14 protein-coding genes are annotated in these 19,912 nt (G+C 36.3%); 7 read left to right on the top strand and 7 right to left on the bottom strand.

Features of this window, described 5'->3' with window-relative positions:
• Positions 1-143: 143 nt before the first annotated feature.
• The 7 genes from ABJ955_RS09085 to ABJ955_RS09055 form a co-directional block, all read right to left on the bottom strand.
• Entirely contained in the window at positions 144-1,079 is a 936-nt protein-coding gene (locus tag ABJ955_RS09085) for a hypothetical protein (RefSeq protein WP_347374260.1), read from the bottom strand.
• A 12-nt stretch (positions 1,080-1,091) separates the two neighbouring features.
• Entirely contained in the window at positions 1,092-2,048 is a 957-nt protein-coding gene (locus ABJ955_RS09080; protein WP_347374259.1) for a DUF6175 family protein, read from the bottom strand.
• A 12-nt stretch (positions 2,049-2,060) separates the two neighbouring features.
• The gene (locus ABJ955_RS09075; protein WP_347374258.1) at positions 2,061-2,585 is read right to left on the bottom strand and encodes a hypothetical protein; all 525 of its coding nucleotides are present in this window, start codon (positions 2,583-2,585) and stop codon (positions 2,061-2,063) included.
• 14 nt (positions 2,586-2,599) lie between these two features.
• Positions 2,600-3,823: a hypothetical protein gene (locus tag ABJ955_RS09070; protein ID WP_347374257.1), complete on the bottom strand. Its 1,224-nt coding sequence runs from the start codon at positions 3,821-3,823 to the stop codon at positions 2,600-2,602.
• Positions 3,824-4,125: 302 nt separating this feature from the next.
• Entirely contained in the window at positions 4,126-5,445 is a 1,320-nt protein-coding gene (locus tag ABJ955_RS09065) for a TolC family protein (protein ID WP_347374256.1), read from the bottom strand.
• Positions 5,435-8,521, bottom strand: a complete 3,087-nt coding sequence (locus ABJ955_RS09060) for an efflux RND transporter permease subunit (RefSeq protein WP_347374255.1) — start codon at positions 8,519-8,521, stop codon at positions 5,435-5,437. Before ABJ955_RS09060 ends, ABJ955_RS09065 begins: the two co-directional genes overlap by 11 nt.
• Positions 8,518-9,600, bottom strand: a complete 1,083-nt coding sequence (locus tag ABJ955_RS09055; protein WP_347374254.1) for an efflux RND transporter periplasmic adaptor subunit — start codon at positions 9,598-9,600, stop codon at positions 8,518-8,520. The genes ABJ955_RS09060 and ABJ955_RS09055 overlap by 4 nt, the downstream gene beginning before the upstream one ends.
• Before the next feature lie 286 nt (positions 9,601-9,886).
• Between ABJ955_RS09055 and ABJ955_RS09050 the strand changes: the two genes are divergently transcribed.
• From ABJ955_RS09050 to ABJ955_RS09020, 7 genes are all read left to right on the top strand, one after another.
• Complete coding sequence (locus ABJ955_RS09050; protein ID WP_347374253.1) at positions 9,887-12,022, top strand: TonB-dependent receptor plug domain-containing protein; 2,136 nt, start codon at positions 9,887-9,889, stop codon at positions 12,020-12,022.
• Positions 12,023-12,025: 3 nt separating this feature from the next.
• Positions 12,026-13,435, top strand: a complete 1,410-nt coding sequence (locus ABJ955_RS09045; RefSeq protein ID WP_347374252.1) for an HmuY family protein — start codon at positions 12,026-12,028, stop codon at positions 13,433-13,435.
• 11 nt (positions 13,436-13,446) lie between these two features.
• Entirely contained in the window at positions 13,447-14,685 is a 1,239-nt protein-coding gene (locus tag ABJ955_RS09040; protein ID WP_347374251.1) for a T9SS type A sorting domain-containing protein, read from the top strand.
• Positions 14,686-14,692: 7 nt separating this feature from the next.
• Complete coding sequence (locus ABJ955_RS09035) at positions 14,693-15,601, top strand: DUF6607 family protein (protein ID WP_347374250.1); 909 nt, start codon at positions 14,693-14,695, stop codon at positions 15,599-15,601.
• Between the two features lie 74 nt (positions 15,602-15,675).
• Positions 15,676-17,166, top strand: a complete 1,491-nt coding sequence (locus ABJ955_RS09030) for an ankyrin repeat domain-containing protein (protein WP_347374249.1) — start codon at positions 15,676-15,678, stop codon at positions 17,164-17,166.
• Between the two features lies 1 nt (position 17,167).
• Positions 17,168-17,653, top strand: coding sequence for a DUF2271 domain-containing protein (locus ABJ955_RS09025; protein ID WP_347374248.1), 486 nt, complete (start codon positions 17,168-17,170; stop codon positions 17,651-17,653).
• Positions 17,654-17,719: 66 nt separating this feature from the next.
• Complete coding sequence (locus tag ABJ955_RS09020; RefSeq protein ID WP_347374247.1) at positions 17,720-19,912, top strand: PepSY domain-containing protein; 2,193 nt, start codon at positions 17,720-17,722, stop codon at positions 19,910-19,912.

Below are 19,912 nucleotides of genomic sequence, written 5' to 3'. Positions count from 1 at the left end.
CCATCCCTTTTTATCACTTTTTACAGTATAGTTACCAATTTAGGCAAGGAGGACACAAAACCTTTAATGAGAATGGCTTTAGTGAAGAAAAAAGACCACCTGTGCTTCAAGTGGTCTTTTTAAAAATTGTAATTTCAAGAAGCTTAATACCAACCTCTTATATTGTACATCACGGTACTCGGTTGATTTTTAGCATACGCCATTAATACTTCTTGCGCACCTTTTGCAACAGCTACGTTTGCGTCCAACACCTTAAGTTTGTATTCCCAAGGGCGGTCACTAAGTACTTTAACTCTTGCTTCAATTTTTGAGAAAAGTGATTTTACTTTTGAGTAACAAGAAGATGCTGGGTCTACACTAGCCAAAATAGCTCCAGCTGTGTTTGCTGAATCTATATCTTGACCTGCATTCCAAATTGCAGTTGCTTGTGCGTATTGAGTTTCGCAATCACGATCTATAGCCTTTTTAAACATTGTTTTTAAGCTACCCCCTACCTTATCATAACACGTACTATTTACTGGAACATTAACCAATAAAGCCAATGCTTCTTCATATCTGTTTTGGTTTGCTAAAGTGTTTGCTTCTTTTTGAATCAGTTCGCAATTACTGTTAAAAAAGTCAATGATTTTTTTCTTTCCTTCAGTTACAAAGGTTTGTACATCTTGACTATTGGTTTTCATATTTTTAATAGCAGCGATATAAGCCTTGGTTTCATTTGAACCTACGCCTTTTACATTAAAGCTTTTACTAGTATATAAGGTACCATTAACGCCATCCCCAATATAAAGTGTAATGTCTAGGTTAAGAACTACTTTAGGTGGTGCAGCTGCAAGTACGTCTTTACTCATCACTGAAACATTTGGTGTGATAATAAAGCGTGAATTATATGAAACATCGCTGATGCCGTTTTTGGTTACCATTTGTCCCAATTTAGTTTCTAAGATTTGTCTAGCAGAAGCTGGTACCTGCGCCATTTCATAGGGAATATATGTGCCCAATGCAATATTGGAATCGCTATTTTGCGCTGTCCCTATCACAACGGCAAAAAGTAAACAGATTGTAAAAAATATTTTTTTCATAATTTGATTTTTTTATTTGCTTCCTAAAATAATTGTTGCGCGACCTAGCCCCTTCATAACCAACTTGTTTGGAATATTAAATGGCGCACTGCTTAAAAATTTACTCAAATCCCTTACATATCTTCTTGCATCTATTGCGTTTCCTCTGTCATTGTATAAAGGAATACGTACTTGTTCAAACAACGCCATATTTTCTGTCATATCAGTGGTACTAAAACGACCTTTTACAGTGTTAGCTTGCAACCAATCTTCAATTACAAATCCCAGTTCGTCACCTCCACCAAATTCGGTTTCCAGATCGCCATCCCAATCATCCCACTTTTGGATACGTACAATGATTTCACGTCCGTTTTCAAACATATCATCAAAGTGGGATTGAAGTGAAGCCGTAAAATTATCCATATGTGAAAGTACTGCCTCTGAGAGAAGCACTGGTGTTTCCGCAGAAAAAGAAGGAGCTCCAGTACCTGTAGCAGTCGCTATTTGCTTGTCTGTATATGAATCTAATCCTTGAAGGTTAAAGTTGATAGACTTTTTTGGGCCCGTTTTATTTACTGTCCAAGTAAGTTGAATAATAATGTCTGCTTTAGCTGCCTTTTTTAATTCGTCTATTGGGCTTTCTGAAATATCAGATCCAGAATCTTTAGACTGTCTTAAATTGTCTTCAGCACTGTTAGATTCCATCGTCTTTATAGCAGATTCCATGTTTTTTAATGGAAATCCACGATCTGCCATCATTCCGTTTATTTGGCTTATAACCTGCAATACCTCTGGGTTTTCCTGAAAGGCACGTTTATAATCTGGTATCTTTACAATTGAACCTTGATTGTCAAAGCTAAGGGAATATCCATTTTGAATACACCAAGCATCACTTGGCACTACCATTAAAGTAGGTTTTTTTGCTTGTCCGAAAGCGATTGTAATACTAAAAATTGCTAACAGACATAGTATAAATTTTGGTTGTCTCATTTTTATAAAATTTTAAAACCCACTGGTTAGAGATTTAATAATGTTTTCTTTTTCGAGTCTTTTTCGAAGTTGATCGCTCATTACATTTACTACAGCCCCAATTTTATACTCACGCTTACTTACCTTTAATCGGTCTCCAGGCGCAATATTGCCATCGGTAGCGGCAGAAACATATTTTAAATATTCCCCACCTTCAGCAAAGAATGCATCAAAAAACGCTTTGTTTTCTTCTTCTACAGATGGGTCTTTTATTAAAGGTTGAAAAGAAGTACATCCTTGGCCACCCCCAGCATATCCTTTAAAAATAATTCCGTGAACAGCATTACGCATAGTGCTCCCTATTGCGTGTTTTGGATTTTTAGAGTAGGACCAAACTTTTACAAGCTTAGCACCTTGCTTTGCGATGCCTTCGCATTCAATGTCATAACGCCATATTTTGGTATCTTCAAGCGCCTTTTCTTTTTTCCATTGAGCTTGTGCACTAAAATTAGCTACAAGCACAAAGAAAATGGTAGTAAGTAAATAAGGTAGTTTCATAAATAGTGATTGTTTTAGTTTATTTGTCTAATTAGCATTCCTGCATAATATTTATTTTTGGAACCACTAAAAGTGGTGTATTCAATTTCAGAAGGGTTTTCTTCATCTGCCATATAACGGTTGTCCCAAATCATATTTTTTTCAACTTTAATAACGCCTACTCTTTTGTATTCAGTTTGGCCATCTTTGTTTATAATTTGTTCTAGTACTTCATACTTATCACCTTTTTCCAAGCCTTCTTTCATTCCTATTTTTGCAGCAAGAGGATCACCGCTTAACAATGGAGTCTTAGTTCGGAAAACTTCATATGCTTTTTGCAATTTAGCAATCACAGCATCCCCCGCTTTTTTAGTAGCTACAGTTATTAATTCAACATCTGTTTTCGTTGTAAATGCAGTACTCTGTAAATCTGCCCAAGCAGTTTCAGTACCGATGTATTCTAGCTTAAAAATATTTGAATTTTCAAAAGCTTCCACTTTTTCTGGGTCTATGGCACCATCTTCCGTCCAATAGTCATTATAGAAAATTGCAGCCGTTTCTTCATCCCATACAAGTTTATACAAATGAGCATCAGTCTTAATGATATAGCCTTTACCTGCTACACCAACTCCTAAACTTGCTGCATCTGCCGCTAGACTTACAGCATCAACACCAGCAACAGACGCCACTGTAGAAACAACTGACAAAAATCCACTGGCTTTTTTAGCAACTTCTTCTTTATTGGTATACTTAAAGTTGTTAACCACAACAAAGGTGTTGCTTAATAGTTCTTCCCCAGCATCAGCTACCATTGCCAACCCGCGTTCGCTTTGTTTCGCTATCTTAATATCGATATCGGAAGCACTATACGAACCTCGTTCTGCTATCAAATCCATATTAAAACCACCTTCTTCACTTCTATTAAACCACTTTGCAACCATGGCTTTTGCAACAGCTCTATTTGTAAGAAATTGTGAAATAGAATCCTTTTGAAGCTTCTTAATTTCCTTTTTAGATAAATTTTCGTCTACCAACTTTGGCAAGGTACGTAGCTCGCTATTGTGATCATTAAATTTATCTGGAATAGGATAATTAATAAAAGCCTCCTGAATGGTTTGACTATGCTCTTGCTCTAGATCTGTTACTATAAAAGTGTAAAGTGAACTACGTTTATAGTTGGTTAAATCTACCTCCTCCTCTTGACTAATTACGCTGAAGCTAAAGCATAAAAACAAGGCCAATACTAGTGTTTTTTTCATGAAATGATAATTTTGGTTAGTTAGTGTGTTTGAATAAATTAGAAAATACAACCATCTTTTTTCTGAAATTAGAGGAGAATATTAAAGAATAAAAGCTGATTTTTTTTTTGACTTATAATTGCTTACATACAATTAAATTACGCTTCAAATATCGTAAATCTGAACCTATTTATTAACATTATTTTGTGTTTTTTGTTAAATCGGTCTTAAAGAATATCTTTAATAATCCCACAAAGCACTGAAAAAGCTGGGATTTTAAATGAAAATAATTTTGTAAGAAAAAATTAAAAAAAAGGAGGGCATTAAAGCTTTAAGCTACCGGAAAGTTCTTTTAAGGTAATTTCTGAAAGTTTGGCTTCATAAACAGCATTTGTTGAACGCACTACTGCATTTATGTAATTAAGCTGTGCTGTTCTAAACTCTATGGTCGGAATGGTTCCTATTCTGTATTTTGCCATAGTAATTTCAAGGTTTTCTTTGGCAATAATTTCATTAGTAACTTCCAGCTCCATTAATTTTAAGTTTGTTGTATATGTCTGGTATGCTATTGCTAGTTGAGAAGCTAAAAGCTGTGTTTGTTGGGCTATAAGTAATTCTGAATTTTCTATTTGAATTTTGGCTATCTTCTCAGTTCGGTTTTGATTAAAACCATTAAAAATATTAAACCTAGCCGAAAGCCCGTAATTAAACCCCTTTGCGTTGTTGTTTGTAGTAAACCCCAAACTAGATTCAGAATCTCCAAACATATAGCCCGCTTGGGCGTTTAATGTAGGTAAACGTGTTCCTTTAAGCTGTTTTAACGCTAGCTCTGCAATTCTTTTATTAATAAGGTGTGCTTGTAATTGTGGGTTTTGGGACTTCGCTTGTTCTTCTAGTGATGTAAGTTCTAAGTTTTTAGCTACTGAAATTAAAGCAACAACACGGAAATCAGTCTTTATATCTCTTGCTAATATTTCATTTAAGCGAATTTTAGCGTTTTTAAATCCTTCTTGTTGCCTTAAATAAAGTGTCTGGTCCGTATTTTCGTCTACTTGGGCATTTAAAAGTTCTAGTTTAGATGCCTTTCCTATACTAAAGCGATTATTCGCCAGGACAACTCTTTGTTTTGAAATTACCAGCGTGCTATCGAGTGCATTTAATTGCTGCTGCTGCTGTACCAGATTAAAATACGTAATCATAACATCGCTTACAGTACTTAATATAGCTTGTTTTAATGCTACCTCCCCTAATTTTTTAACTTCTTGCAATTGGTCGTAGCGTGCAAACATGCTCAGGCCGTCAAAAATGGTCCAATCCAATGCTACCCCATAATTTAAACTGTTATTCTTGGCGTTATCAAGTGAAACTTTTGTTCCATCAGAGCGTGTTTGGGTAATATTCTGAAGGCTGTTATTAGAATCCGCAACAGCATTAACCGACGGAAGCATTCCCGCAAAGCCAGGACTAATAGAGGTTTCGTCAATTTTAAGCTTATTAGAAACAATTTTTATTTGGTAGTTATTTTCTAACGCAATGGAAACCGCTTCTTCTACGGTAAGCAACTCTTTTTCTTGTGAAACACCTTTAAAAGCGAAGAAAGTGAAGAAAAAAAATACTGTATATTGTGTTTTATTAAGCTTCATATTTTTCCAATTGATCAAATTCTGGACGGTGTACTTTTTCACGCGACCACATTAAATATAGCGCAGGAATTACAAAAAGAGTAAGTATTAATGAAAACATTGTTCCCCCAATAATAACTACTCCCATTCCAATTCTACTGGTTGATGCTGCTCCCAGCGAAAGGGCAATCGGTAACGCTCCAAGCGCAATGGTTAAGCTCGTCATAAGTATTGGACGTAAACGCGATTCTGCAGCTTTCATAATTGCTTTAGATTTTTGCATGCCTTCTTCCCGGAGTTGGTTTGCAAATTCAACAATCAAAATACCATTTTTCGTCACCAAACCTATCAACATTATGGTCCCAATCTGACTAAAAATATTCCAAGTTTGCCCAAACAACCACAGGGAAAAAACGGCCCCTGCCACCGCCATCGGAACAGTCAAAATTATTATAAACGGGTCTATAAAACTTTCAAACTGGGCGGCTAAAATTAAAAATATCAATAACAACGCTAAGCCAAAAGCAAATAAGGTATTGCTACTACTTTCTACAAAATCACGCGATTCACCACCTAAATCTGTTGTAAAAGTATCATCTAGCACATTTTGTTTTATATTTTCCATAGCATCTATGCCGTCACTTATACTTTTGCCTGGAGCAAGAGCTGCAGAAACCGTAGCGCTCATATAACGATTGTTGTGGTATAATTGGGGCGGGCTGCTATGTTCTTCGGTTGTAACAAGGTTATCCATCTGGATTAATTCGCCTTTGTCATTTTTCACAAACATAGAAGTAAGATCCATTGGTGCATTTCGATCTTTTTTATCAAATTGCCCCATTACTTGGTATTGTTTTCCATTCATTAAGAAATAACCAAAACGTTGGCCACTCAATGAAAGCTGAAGCGTTTGTGCCACATCCAACACCGAAACCCCTAAACTTTGCGCTTTTTCTCTGTCTATAGTAACGTATATTTCAGGTTTATTAAACTTCAAATCCACATTGCTATTCGAAAAAGTTGGGTCCCTTTCAACAGCGTCCATAAAAGGTGGGATTTTCTCTTTTAATTTATCAAAATTCTGCGCTTGAATAATATACTGAATTGGCATTCCGCCACGTCTGTTTACAGCAATTGTAGGCGATTCAGAAATACTTACCCGTGCATCCGTATACTGCCGTGTCCATCGGGTTAAGTCTTCTGCTATTTCGTGCTGGGAGCGCGCCCTATCTTCAGGATCTACAAGCGAAATAATTGCCCTACCTGTATTTACAGATGCGGACCCAAAACTTGGAGAGGTAATTATAAGGTTCACTTTCTTTTCTGGAATGGAATCGTTTATTAAATCGGTTAATTCATTCATAAAACGATCCATATAATTGTAAGATGCTCCTTCAGGTGCAGTAACCGTTGCACGAATATAACTACGATCATCGTAAGGAGCTGTTTCTTTTTTTAGAAGGCTATAAAAAAGACCAATCATCACAATACAAACCAATAAAATAGGGAAGCTTAGCCATTTCTTTTTCATAAAACTACCTAAGGATTCTGCATAGGATGTATTCATTTTTACAAAATACTTTTCCGTTACCCTATAAAACTTACCTTGTTTCTGTTTTCCCGGTTTCATTAAATAGGCATTAAGCATAGGTGTTAACGAAAGCGAAACAAATGCCGAGACCAGCACAGCTGCTCCAAGTACTACCCCAAACTCACGAAAAAGCCTTCCTACGAAACCTTCCAAAAATATTACGGGAAGAAAGACTGCCGCTAGGGTAACAGAGATTGAAATTACAGCAAAAAATATTTCTTTAGATCCTTTTATTGCAGCCTCAATTGGACTCATCCCTTCTTCTACTTTTTTATAGATATTTTCTGTAACTACAATTCCATCATCAACCACTAAGCCTGTAGCAAGAACAATTGCCAAAAGTGTAAGTACATTAATACTATACCCAAAAAGCCACATTATAAAAAATGTTGCAATCAACGAAACTGGTATATCAATCAACGGACGTAAGGCCATAGACCAATTTCTAAAGAAGAAAAATATCACTAAAATAACAAGTATTATAGCTATAGCAAGTGTTTCAACAACCTCAACAATCGCTCTTTTCACAAAAACTGTATTGTCTCTGGCAATATTCAATTTAAAATCTGCTGGAAGGTCTTTCTTAAGCTTTTCATATTCAATATAAAATGCATCAGCAATATCCACATAATTGGTTCCAGGCTGCGGAATAATCGCCATAGCAACCATTGGTTGTCCGCTATCGCTTAGCTTGGTTTCCATATTCTCAGCCTCCAAAACAGCCCTCCCTACATCGCTCATTCGGACTACTTTTTCACCATCTGCATAAATAATTATGTTATTAAACTCTTCTTCTGTTGCAAGATTGCCAATTGTTTTTACCGTAAGCTCTGTATTAGCTCCCGTTAATTTTCCTGAAGGAAGCTCAACATTTTGAGCCAACAACGCACTTCTAACCTCAGCAACCGTAAGTCCGTAGGAAGCTAATTTTATAGGATCTATCCACAATCGCATGGCGTATTTACGTTGCCCCCAAATCTGAACGCTACTCACTCCTGGAATTGTTTGAAGACGCGGCGCAATTACATTATCTGCATAATCTGAAAGTTCCAAAACATTTTTATTATCGCTCTGAACTGTCATCGAAATAATTGCATCTGAATCTGCATCTGCTTTCGAAACTACAGGCGGTGCGTCTATATCATCTGGAAGACTTCGTATAGCTTGCGACACTTTATCGCGCACATCATTTGCTGCAGCTTCAAGATCTTTATCAAGGTTAAACTCAATATTAATTCTACTTGAACCTTGATTGCTTGAAGAGGTAATATTTCGGATTCCATCTATCGAATTAATCGATTTTTCCAGCGGTTCAGTTATTTGTGATTCAATAATATCCGCATTCGCACCCGAATAATTAGTTCGTACAGAAATCTGTGCTGGGTCTATGGAAGGAAACTCTCGAACACCAAGATAGGTATACCCAATAATGCCAAAAAGAATTATAGCAAGGTTCATTACTATTGTTAGCACCGGACGTTTTATACTTAGGGTTGATAGGTTCATTGCGCAACAGTAGTTTTAGTGTTTTTAGCCAACTTCACCTTTACCGGAACACCATCTTTAAGCGACATAACACCAGAAGTTAGAATGGTATCTCCAGCTTTTATTCCAGAAATAACACGCACCAAACTATCCGTTCGGGAACCTGTTTCTACTTCAACTTGTTTTGCCTTCCCTCCTTTTGAAATAAAAATCATCTTTCCATTCTGTATTGGAATTAAAGATTCTGTTGGCACCAATAAAGCATCATCCACAGTTTCTAACGGAAAAATAACATTTGCAAAAGTTCCTGGATAGAGCTTCCCTTCCGGGTTGTCAGCAATAGCCCGCATTTTTAAAGTACGGGTGGCAATATCAACTTGTGGCTCAATGGCGTAAATCTTTGCGGTATATGCTTCCTTTGAACCAGAGGTAGTAAAACTAATCTCGCTATTAAGTTTCATTCGGCTGGCATACTTTTCCGGAATACTAAATGTAATTTTTAGTTTCTGTGTATTTACTAATGAAGCAATTGGGGTTGTTGGAGTAACATAAGTACCTTCTGAAATGTAACGCAATCCAATGGTTCCAGAAAATGGAGCCCGAATTGTTGCCTTTGCCAATTGCGCAGAAATAAGTTGTGATTGTGCTTTTGCACTTTTAAAATCGGCACTTGCAATGTCGTATTCCTCTTGACTTATAGCTTGTTTTTCGAGTAGCAGTTTTGCTCGGCGTTCATTTTCGGCTGCTAGTTGTTGCGCGGTTTGAACTTGGGAAAGCTGCGCACGCATTTCCATATCATTCACTTTTAAAAGCAGCTGCCCTTTTGAAACATTTGCGCCTTCTTCAAAGTTAATATGCTCTACAACCCCCATAATCTCACTGCGTATTTCTACTTGTTCGTTTGCTTCTAAAGTTCCTGAAAGGGAAAGGTTATCTGCAAAATTTTCAGGAGTGGCAATCATCCCACTAATAACAGCGATGGTTGGACTACTCTTTCTTTCTCCAACAGCATTCTGCTGCTGATTATAAATTATTCTGTAGGAAATAAAAGCTATTGTCCCTATAACTAATAGCGCATAAACTAAGTGTTTGGTCTTCATATGTGGCTGGAAAATATAACTGCAAGCAATAAATTAGAAATCTTACAAAGCTAATTTTTATGGGCAACTTCAATATGTGCTAAATTTTATTTAACAAAATATTATAACCCTTTGACGGAACAATTAATACTTCTGACTTATAAAATTAAACAAAGTTTAAGGTCACTCCATTTATTTTTTAGCGAATAAAACCTTCCATTTTTTGTAAGAAAAATTATTTGATAAAAATATTATTTTTATTTGTTCTAAATAAGAATAAACATTAGTTTTGCCCAGAATTAGCAAAATGATGACCCAACAAAACCTACTTTTCTTAGCTCTATTTTTTTTAGGAATTAATCTTTTCTCTCAAAATGAAACCGTTAAAGACAGCACGAAAATTGAAAAACTAGAAGCGGTCGTTGTAACCGGGCAACACAACCCGCAGTCGGTTGGTAAATCAGTTTTTGAAGTAAAGGTAATTTCCCGTAAAGACATTGAACGCCAAGCGGGAAATAACCTTGCCGATATTCTAAACAACACACTTAATCTTAGTATTACTCCCAATCCTTCAACCGGAAAAAGTGGGGTCAGCCTTTTTGGTTTAGACAGCCAGTATTTTAAAGTATTAATTGATAACGTACCGATAATCAATGAAGAAGGTGTGGGAAATAACACAGACCTTACCTTAATAAATCTAGACGACGTGGAACGTATTGAAATTGTTGAAGGCGCAATGGGAGTGCAATACGGCGCAAATGCAGTTTCGGGAATTATCAATATTATAACAAAAAAATCATCTAAAAAAGATTGGGAAATTGGCGCTTACCTTCAAGAGGAAAGTGTAGGCAATGAATACGAGTGGTTTAATCGTGGGCGTCATATACAATCTATAAAACTAGGGCATAACTTCACCGAAAATCTCTATGCAAATGTGGTATATACCCGAAACGATTTCACAGGATTTTGGAATGGGCGTATGGGTGAGAAATACGATAGAGATGATAATTTACGTGGACACGAATGGTTGCCAAAACTTCAACAGAATGCAAAAGCACTACTCTCATATACCAAAAACGACTTTAGCGTTTTTTATCGCTTCGATTATTTAAATGAGCATATTGAAGATTACAATCAAACGGTTAAACCTAGAGCTGATGAATCAACCAATACATCAAGTCCTATTGCGCAAGATCAAATTTTTACAAACAATCGCTTTTACCATCATTTAAGTGCAGCAGGATCACTTTTCAAAAAAATAAACTACAATATTTCTTTAAGCTACCAAGAGCAAACAAAAGATTTGGAACGCTATACCTATGTAATTAGACAAGACAAAAAACAAAATGTAGAAGCGGGAGAATACCAAGCGCGTAGTGTTTTCTTTTCACGTGGTACTTTTAGCAATCTTATTAAATCTAATACCGCAAGCCTTCAGGCGGGTTATGAATTAACCAATGAGCGTGGTAGCGGTTCCCCCATTTCACTTGAAATTACACAAGGAGGTGATAAAATAACACAAAGTCTTGATAATTATGATTTTTTTGCCTCAGCTGAAATGAAGTTTTCAAAACGTTTTTCAATTAGACCCGGAGCTAGAGTTTCCTTTAGTACAATTTTTGAAACACAACTTATTGGGTCATTAAGTGCGAAGCATCTTTTCAATAATGATTGGGAAGTGCGTGCTATTCTTGGTTCCGCAAACAGAACGCCAAATTATGATGAGCTATACACCTACTATGTTAATATAAATCATACTGTACTTGGAAATCCAGATTTACTGCCAGAAAAAGGAATTTCTTCTTTTTTCCATATAAAGAAAAGCAGCAAACTATTAGATGGAAAAATTCGACTGAAAAACAAACTAAGCTTTAATTATTTAGGGCTTAAAGATAGAATTGAACTGATTGTAATTGAACAAAGTCCATTGAAGTTTCAATACAGCAATATAGACAGCTACCGCACCCTGGGAGTTTTCACGGAAAATGAGATTTACTACGAAAATTTCAGCGGAAAATTAGGAGTCTCTGTGCAAGGGGAATCAAAAGTGATTGAAGCTAGTAATGCTGATAATGATTTCCTTTTTAACCTTCAACTTAACGCCAATTTAGGCTATACCGTTCCAAAATGGAACACCACATTTTCCGCATTTTTTAAATACACAGGCGAACAACAACAATTTGTTGAAAAAACAAATACTGAAGGCGAACAAGTTTTTGTAGCAGGAAAAACTGATGGTTACAGCTGGATGGACGCAACTATTAGCAAATCATTTTTCAAGAACGCTTTTGAAACCACCTTGGGTTGCCGAAATCTTTTTGATGTTACCGCTCTAAACTCTAGTGCTTTTAATGGTGGAGCACATAACGGTGCTGCCAATCAAATCTCTTTGGGGTACGGTAGATCCTACTTTTTAAAACTAGCTTATAATCTCAACTTTTAACCTATGAATCCTTTTAAAAACATTCTTTGTATTTTCTTAACGCTTATAGGAATTTCCGCCTGTAGTTCTGATGACAACAACCTTACTTCCGACCCATTTGTAGTGGCTTTTGAAGAGTCTTCAAAAAACTTGGGAGAAATAAACGGTTCCGAAAGCATTTCAATCGTTTATTCTGATTATGCTGAAACAGATGGGGCGTTCACCCTTTCAATAGAAGCTCAAAATGCAATTTACGGGACAGATTTTATAACGGAACCTGCAATTGTTGACGGGAAAATAACACTTCCTATTACTAAAGGCAGTACTAGCAATAGTTTAATATTCACGAAACTTAATACCGCGCTAGATGAAACCACACAAATAGCATTTACAGTAACAAATATAGCGTACCCAAATGCTGAAATTCGAGGGTATTCTGTTTTTAAAATAAATAGTGAAGCGGTTAACAACGGAAGCATCGCTCCAGAAATTGGGGGCCCTAATGAGCAATATCAAGTATATGTAGATTTAAGTAAAAAAACTTCCGTAAAAATACAACGTGATACTTGGGACCTTGCTTTCTTTTCGCATGACGAATTCCGGGTTGGTATTAATGGATCCATTTTTATGGCTGCTGCCGAATTAAATGAAACAAATATTGACAACATTACCCAAGCAACTGTTTCAGATTTAATGCCTCAAGTTGCCATAGGTACCTTCGACCCAGAAAATGAAGCCTACATTGATTATCCTGACGGTGATATAAACCGAACTGCTATCAATGAAATTAATCTGGAGGAAACTCAAAACAACGTCTATTTAGTGAATTTAGGCTACGAAGTTGGCACTGAAGCCCCAGCCTCAGGAAGTGTAGGTTTAACAGGAGATGCACGAGGCTGGAAGAAAATTAGAATACTGCGAAATGGCGATAGCTATGTGCTTCAATATGCAAACCTAAATGATACGACACATCAAGAAGTCACGATTAATAAAACAGCTGGGTATAATGCAACATTCTTTAGCTTTAATACAAATGCTATTGTAAATGTAGAACCAGAAGCTGATAAATGGGATTTAAACTTTACCGTTTTTACAAATATTATTCAAGATGCTGGTTCGTACGGATATTCAGATGGTGTTTTACATAACCGAAAAGGGGGGGTAAGAGCCTATAGTGTAACAACCGATCAATATGAATATGACACATTTACCCATTCAAATATAATTGATGGGAACTTTAAAGAAGATCAGCGTGCTATTGGTGCAAGCTGGAGAGATGTTATGAATGATGATAAAGAACTTATTAAAACTATTTTCTATATCGTAAAAGATCCTAACGGCAACATATACAAACTCAAATTTACAGCCTTATTAGGTGATAATGGAGATCGTGGTTTCCCAGAATTTAAATATGAATTATTAAAAGAAAACTAAAAACTATTGTTATGAAAAAACTATTACAAATAACCGCCGTAGCATTATTCGGCCTTATTGCCACAGCCCAACAAACTGCTGTAAATCTCTCTATGGGTACAGGATACACCAATGAAGTTTACTACAAACTTTCTTCGGGTGAAACAAATACCTATACCGCCGAAAATTGGGATATCGCTTTCTTGCGTGAAAATGCACAAAGCATTGGAATCCGTGTAAATGATGGTGCCGGAATTCAAGTATTTGAAGCGGCTAACGACCCTGCTGCATTTAACACTATAAATGTTGCTAACGAAGCTTCATGGACACCCCTTTATAATGATAATACAACCTGGGACAACGGTGCGTTTATGCAAGGTTCTGCCACCTATGGTTGGGGAGAATACAATCCTATTTCGCATCATGTAGAAGGAACTATCGTTTTTGTATTAAAGTATGCAGACGGCACCTACCGAAAGTTTATAAATGAAGATTATTTTGGCGGCTATACTTTTAAATATGCTACTTGGAATGGAACCGCATGGATTGGCGAAACGACAACAACAGTTTCAAACAGCAGCAATCCAACTACCCGCTACAACTATTATTCACTAAAAAACAATACAGAAGTTATCGCAGAGCCATCAATAGATGCATGGGATTTCGTTTTTAGAAAATACGATACCTATTTGGATCCTCCTGGGGAACATTATTTTGTAACAGGAACTTTACACAACCCAAATGTTACTGTTGCCAAAAATGATGAACCTTCTGGTATTCCAGACCCAAACCAAACATATTCTGAAGAAATAAATACCATTGGATACGACTGGAAAACATTCACTGGCACTGGTTATGAAGTAAATAGCGATATGGCTTATTACGTAAAGTATGATGAAAGCACAGTTTACAGACTAACATTCAGCTCTTTTGAAGGTTCAGCTACAGGAAACCTAAGCTTTAATTTTGAAGATGTATCAGATCTTTTAGGTCTTGAAACTATTACTGAAGGTATTGCTTTTGGCATGTACCCAAACCCTTCAACAGACAAGATGGTAACGCTGGTTTATAATCTAAAAAACACTACTTCACAGGAAAATAATATTTCAATTTACAACATTCAAGGGCAATTGGTTCACACATCAAAAGTTGATGCTAACAATGGTTTTTTCAATAAAACATTGAATCTTTCAGCTTTACAAAGCGGAATGTATCTTGTAAACTTCACTTCTGGGAATAACACTATTTCAAAAAAACTAATCTTAAATTAATACGATAATGCAAAAGAATATCACTTTACTTTTCGCCTTGGCAATTTCAGCAATAACGCTTCAGGCACAGGATAAAAAAGATTTAGACAAAAAATCTATTAAGGAAATGTGTGGGTGTTTTGAGGTTACTTTTAACTTCGCCGAAACGTTCAATTATAGCAAAGATTCCTTGTACAAACCTTCACATACCGAAGTTTCATCTGCACTAGAATGGGCAGAAATAGTAACTGATGAAGACGATAAAATCGTTATTCAACATTTGCTTCAAGTTGGTAACCCAGCAAATCCAATGGTTGTTAAGCATTGGCGCCAAGATTGGCTGTATGAAAACACCGTTATCTACGATTATAATGCCGATAATACATGGAAATATGTAAAAAAACCAGCCGCGGAAGTAAAAGGACAGTGGACGCAAAAAGTATATCAAGTAGATGACAGCCCTCGTTATGAAGGTTCTGGAAGCTGGGTACATGTTGATGGCAAAAATTATTGGGAAAATACTTCCAATGCACCTTTGCCAAGACGTGAATACACAACTCGAAGCGATTACAACCTTACGGTTCGTGGGAATAGAGTAGAATTAACAGATTTTGGTTGGATTCACGACCAAGATAACCTTAAAGTAATTCGTGAAAATGCTAAGGAAGATGTAATTTTGGCCAAAGAAAAAGGCTATAACACCTACGTAAAAGTAGCTGACAGCCGTTGTGCAGTTGCTGCAAAATGGTGGAAAGATAATGGTGAAAAGTGGGCTTTAGTTCGTAATAAATGGGAGGAGGTTTACAACCGAAACCAAGACCTTTCATTGGAAGAAAAAGTAAGCAACAAACCGCTTTACAAGTTTTTATTCGAAGAAGAAGACTATAACGACAAAGCTACAATTGACGCCGTAATCGAGTCGTTTGTAAAAAAATAAATACTTCTTTTCTCACCTCCCTTCCAAAAGGGAGGTTGAGAAAGGGTGTTCTAAATTAATTGAAAAATAAAACTATGAAACTTATAATCAAAACCCTTCTTTTTTTGTGTGTGTTTAATTCGGTAGCACAGCAAAAAAATATTTTTCACGATCGTGCATTCTGGAAATCAAATCCAGATATAGCGACAGTAGAAGAAAAAATTTCAGAAGGCAACGATGCGGTTGCTTTAAATGAAAATGGTTTTGACGCTACCGTGTATGCAATCATAGAAAAAGCAAATCCTAAAGTAATAAGTTATTTGCTTTCACTTAAAGGGAATCCTGTAGATAAGCGCACGCACGATAGCCGAATCTATTTACATTGGGCTGCTTATGCAGGCAAAACTGAGGTTGTAAAAACACTATTAGCTAAAGGTTCGTCCATAACAGCTTTAGATAGCCACGAAAGTACCCCACTTATTTTTGCTGCTGCTTCTGGGCTTACAAACCTTGAAATCTACGATTTGTTTATTGAAAATGGGGTTATCCTTTCTAAAGAAGTAAATCAAGATGGCGCCAATACGCTGCTGCTCGCAGCTCCTTATTTAAAGAATGAAAAGGATTTGGAGTATTTTATCAACAAAGGGATTTCACTAAATAGTACAGATAATGAAGGCAATGGTATATTCAATTATGCTGCTAAACGAGGGAATATTGATTTTTTAAAAATGCTTGTCAAAAAAGAGGTTGACTATAAAACTCCTAATAAAAACGGCGGCAACGCCTACTTATTCGCAGCGCAAGGTACACGCGGCTTTGAAAATAGCCTAGAAGTATACACCTATTTAAAAACACTTGGACTAGTTGCAAATGTTATAACTAATACTGGCTACACCCCATTACATCGCTTGGCATTAAACAATACTGACAAATCTATTTTTGAGTTTTTCCTTGCTGCTGGAGCAGCTGTTAACCAAAAAGATGCCGCTGGCAACACCCCCTTTCTAAATGCTGCTTCTCGCAATAATCTGGAAATTGTTCAGTTGCTTTCACAAAATATAGAAGATTATAACGATACCAATATTAAAGGACAAACGGCCCTAATGCTTGCCGTTGAAAGTAATTCTCCAGAAGTTGTTGCATTTTTATTGCAAAAAGGGAGTGATGCCCTAGCAAAAGACACCAGCGGAAACTCATTGGCATATTATTTGGCTGAATCCTTTAACTCACAAAAAACGGAAGCGTTTGAAAGCAAATTAAAAATGCTTCAAGAAAAAGGTTTAAAGTTAAATACCATTCAAGCTGATGGCAATACACTGTACCATCTTGCGGCAAAAGCAAACAACCTGGATTTAATGAAGCGCATTTCAAATTTTGAAATCCCTGTAAACGCAGCAAACTCTGAAGGATTAACCGCTTTACACCAAGCAGCTATGAAAGCTAAAGATGAGCAACTATTAAAATATTTAATCTCAATAGGAGCCGATAAAAAAGCAACAACTGATTTTGAAGAAACCGCTTATGATTTAGCAAGTGAGAACGAATTCTTACAAAAACAAAATGTACCATTGAATTTTTTAAATTAAGATGATGAAGTTTTTTAAACTATTTCCAGCAATACTTATCCTAGTACTTTTAACATCAGGATTTACAAAAACTGAAACCAAAGCCGTTAAATGCCTTATACAAATGGTAAATTATACAGGTGAAGGTGCTTATGTGGTGGTTTCATTAATGAACCCAAAAGGCGAATATGAAGAAACCCTATACGTACAAGGCAAAGACAGTGAATGGTATAGTGAAATAAGTGAATGGTGGAAATTTTATGGCAAACGCCGTCCAAATATCGATGCCATTTCAGGTGAAACTGTTAGTGGTGGGGAACGCTCTGTGAGTATTTTACAAATTCCCGTTGCAAAAATTGACAAAGGGTATAGCCTACGCTTTGAAACTTCCGTTGAAGATCAAAACTATTTTAAGGACGATCTCCAGTTTCCACTTACCACTGAAAATTTAAAAAGCAAAAAAGAAGGCAAAGGCTTTATTCGTTACGTGCGTATGCTTCTGCAATAATACAAATAGCTTGGGTGTAGAGTGCCGCAGCTCCATTCTCAAGTCAAATATTTCACATCCAAACCCATGACCATTTCCATCTGGAGGTATAGTCATTTAGCACTTGCCGTCGTTTCTTCCCTGTTTTTGATTGTTGCTTCGGTTACCGGGATTATTTTGGCGGTTGAACCAATTACCCACCAATCAAAAGGGTTTGCAGTGCAAAATTTGGAGGAAGTTTCATTAGCAACCACCATGGAGGCTATAAAGGAAAACTATGACGAAGTGTTTTCTTTGGAAATTGAACCTTCTGGTTTTGTAAAAGCGTCTGTGCTAACCGAAGATTTTGAAACACGCGATATTTATATAAATCCAAGCACAGCTCAAAATCTAGGTGAAGTTTCAAAACGCCCTGAAATTTATAGTTTTGCCACCAATCTTCACCGGTCATTATTCCTAAAAAGTATCGGCCGGTTTTTCGTGGGCCTTGTTTCTTTCCTACTTTTTATCATTGCTAGTACGGGTATATTCTTGCTAGCGAAAAGACAAGGAGGCTTAAAAAAATTTTTCTCAAAAGTGCAAAAGGAATATTTTGAAATGCGCTACCACGTTATTCTAAGTAGAATCCTTTTTATTCCAATACTAATTATAGCCTTAACAGGTGTTTACCTATCTGCTGAAAAATTTGATTTATTGCCAGAAGCTACCCCTAAAACACAAAACACACCCATTTCAAAAGAAAGTCAAACTTTTGAAAACCTTTCAGAAATTCCCTTTTTTAAAGAAACCATGCTTTCGAAAGTAAGAAAGGTAGATTTCCCCTTTTCTGAAGCCCCTGAAGATTATTTCCACATTGCGCTACAAGACAAAGAAGTGCAGCTTAATCAGCAAACTGGCACCATTGTTCGGAGCAACTCCTACCCTTTTATTGTGTTTGCTTCAAGGCTAAGTATGACACTGCATACTGGCGAAGGCAATGTAGTATGGTCTATAATATTACTTATAGCAAGCGCTTCCATACTTTTCTTTATGTATTCTGGCTTTGTGATGACACTAAAAAGACGAAAAAAAGTAAGTGCCACACCCAAAATGCCCCACAAAGACGAATGCGAATTTATTATTCTTGTTGGCTCTGAAACAGGAACTACCTTCGCTTTTGCCACACGACTATACAACGCTCTGACGCTTGCAAAAAAACAAGTTTATCTGTCTGAATTAAACAATTATACCACCTACGCAAAGGCAAAACACCTTATTGTTTTAACAGCAACTTATGGCGAAGGAGAAGCACCTACAAATGCTCGGAAATTTGAAACTATTTTACAAACAATCCAGCAACCTAATAAAATAAGCTACGCTGTTATAGGTTTTGGTTCCTTGGAATACCCCGATTATTGCCAGTTTGCAATTAATGTGGATATACTTTTACAAGAAAAAACAAACTTTCAAGGAGTTTTACCACTTTATAAAATTAATAATGCCAATTTCACTGACTTTAAAAAATGGGTTGTAAAATGGACTGAAAAAACAAATGTTCCTTTAAAGATCGAACCTCCTAAACAGAAAAAAACCCTCCATAAAATTCCACTAAAAGTAATTCAACGAACAGCATTAAACAGTGATAATACGTTTTTACTTCGCCTAAAACCGAAACGAAAAACTACATTCACTTCGGGGGATTTACTAGCTGTGTTTCCAAACAACTCTGACATTGCCCGACAATATTCCATTGCCAGAATAGGAGATGAAATAGTGTTAAGCATCAAAAAACATGCGTTTGGCCGTGGTTCTTCCTATCTCTATAATTTAAAAGAAGGCGCTGTATTTAAAGCGGCAATTGAAACAAACCCAACCTTTCATTTTCCGAAGAAAACAAAAAATGCGGTTCTTATTTCAAATGGAACTGGAATAGCACCCTTTTTAGGAATGGTAAACGAAAATAGTAATGCCACTATAAACCTACTTTGGGGTGGGCGTTCAATAAACTCCGCACAAATTTATGACGCTATTTTGGATGCTGAAAATCTTAAAACCCACGATATAACTATTCTAAAGTGTTTCTCTAGAGAAAAAAACAAACAATACGTTCAAGATTTAGTAATTCAACAAAGTGATGCTATTTTAAAAACCATTGCTAATGGAGGAGTACTTATGCTTTGTGGTTCCTTAGCGATGCAACACGGCGTTTTGGATGTTTTGGAACAATTACTCAAAGAGAAATCTAATAAAACATTAGATGTTTTAATCCATAACGGACAGTTAAAAATGGATTGTTACTAA

The organism is Aequorivita sp. Q41, from assembly GCF_039831855.1.
Taxonomy (GTDB): Bacteria; Bacteroidota; Bacteroidia; order Flavobacteriales; family Flavobacteriaceae; genus Aequorivita.
The sequence above is the reverse complement of the archived record's forward strand: the minus strand, read 5'-3'. Positions and strand labels throughout refer to the sequence as shown.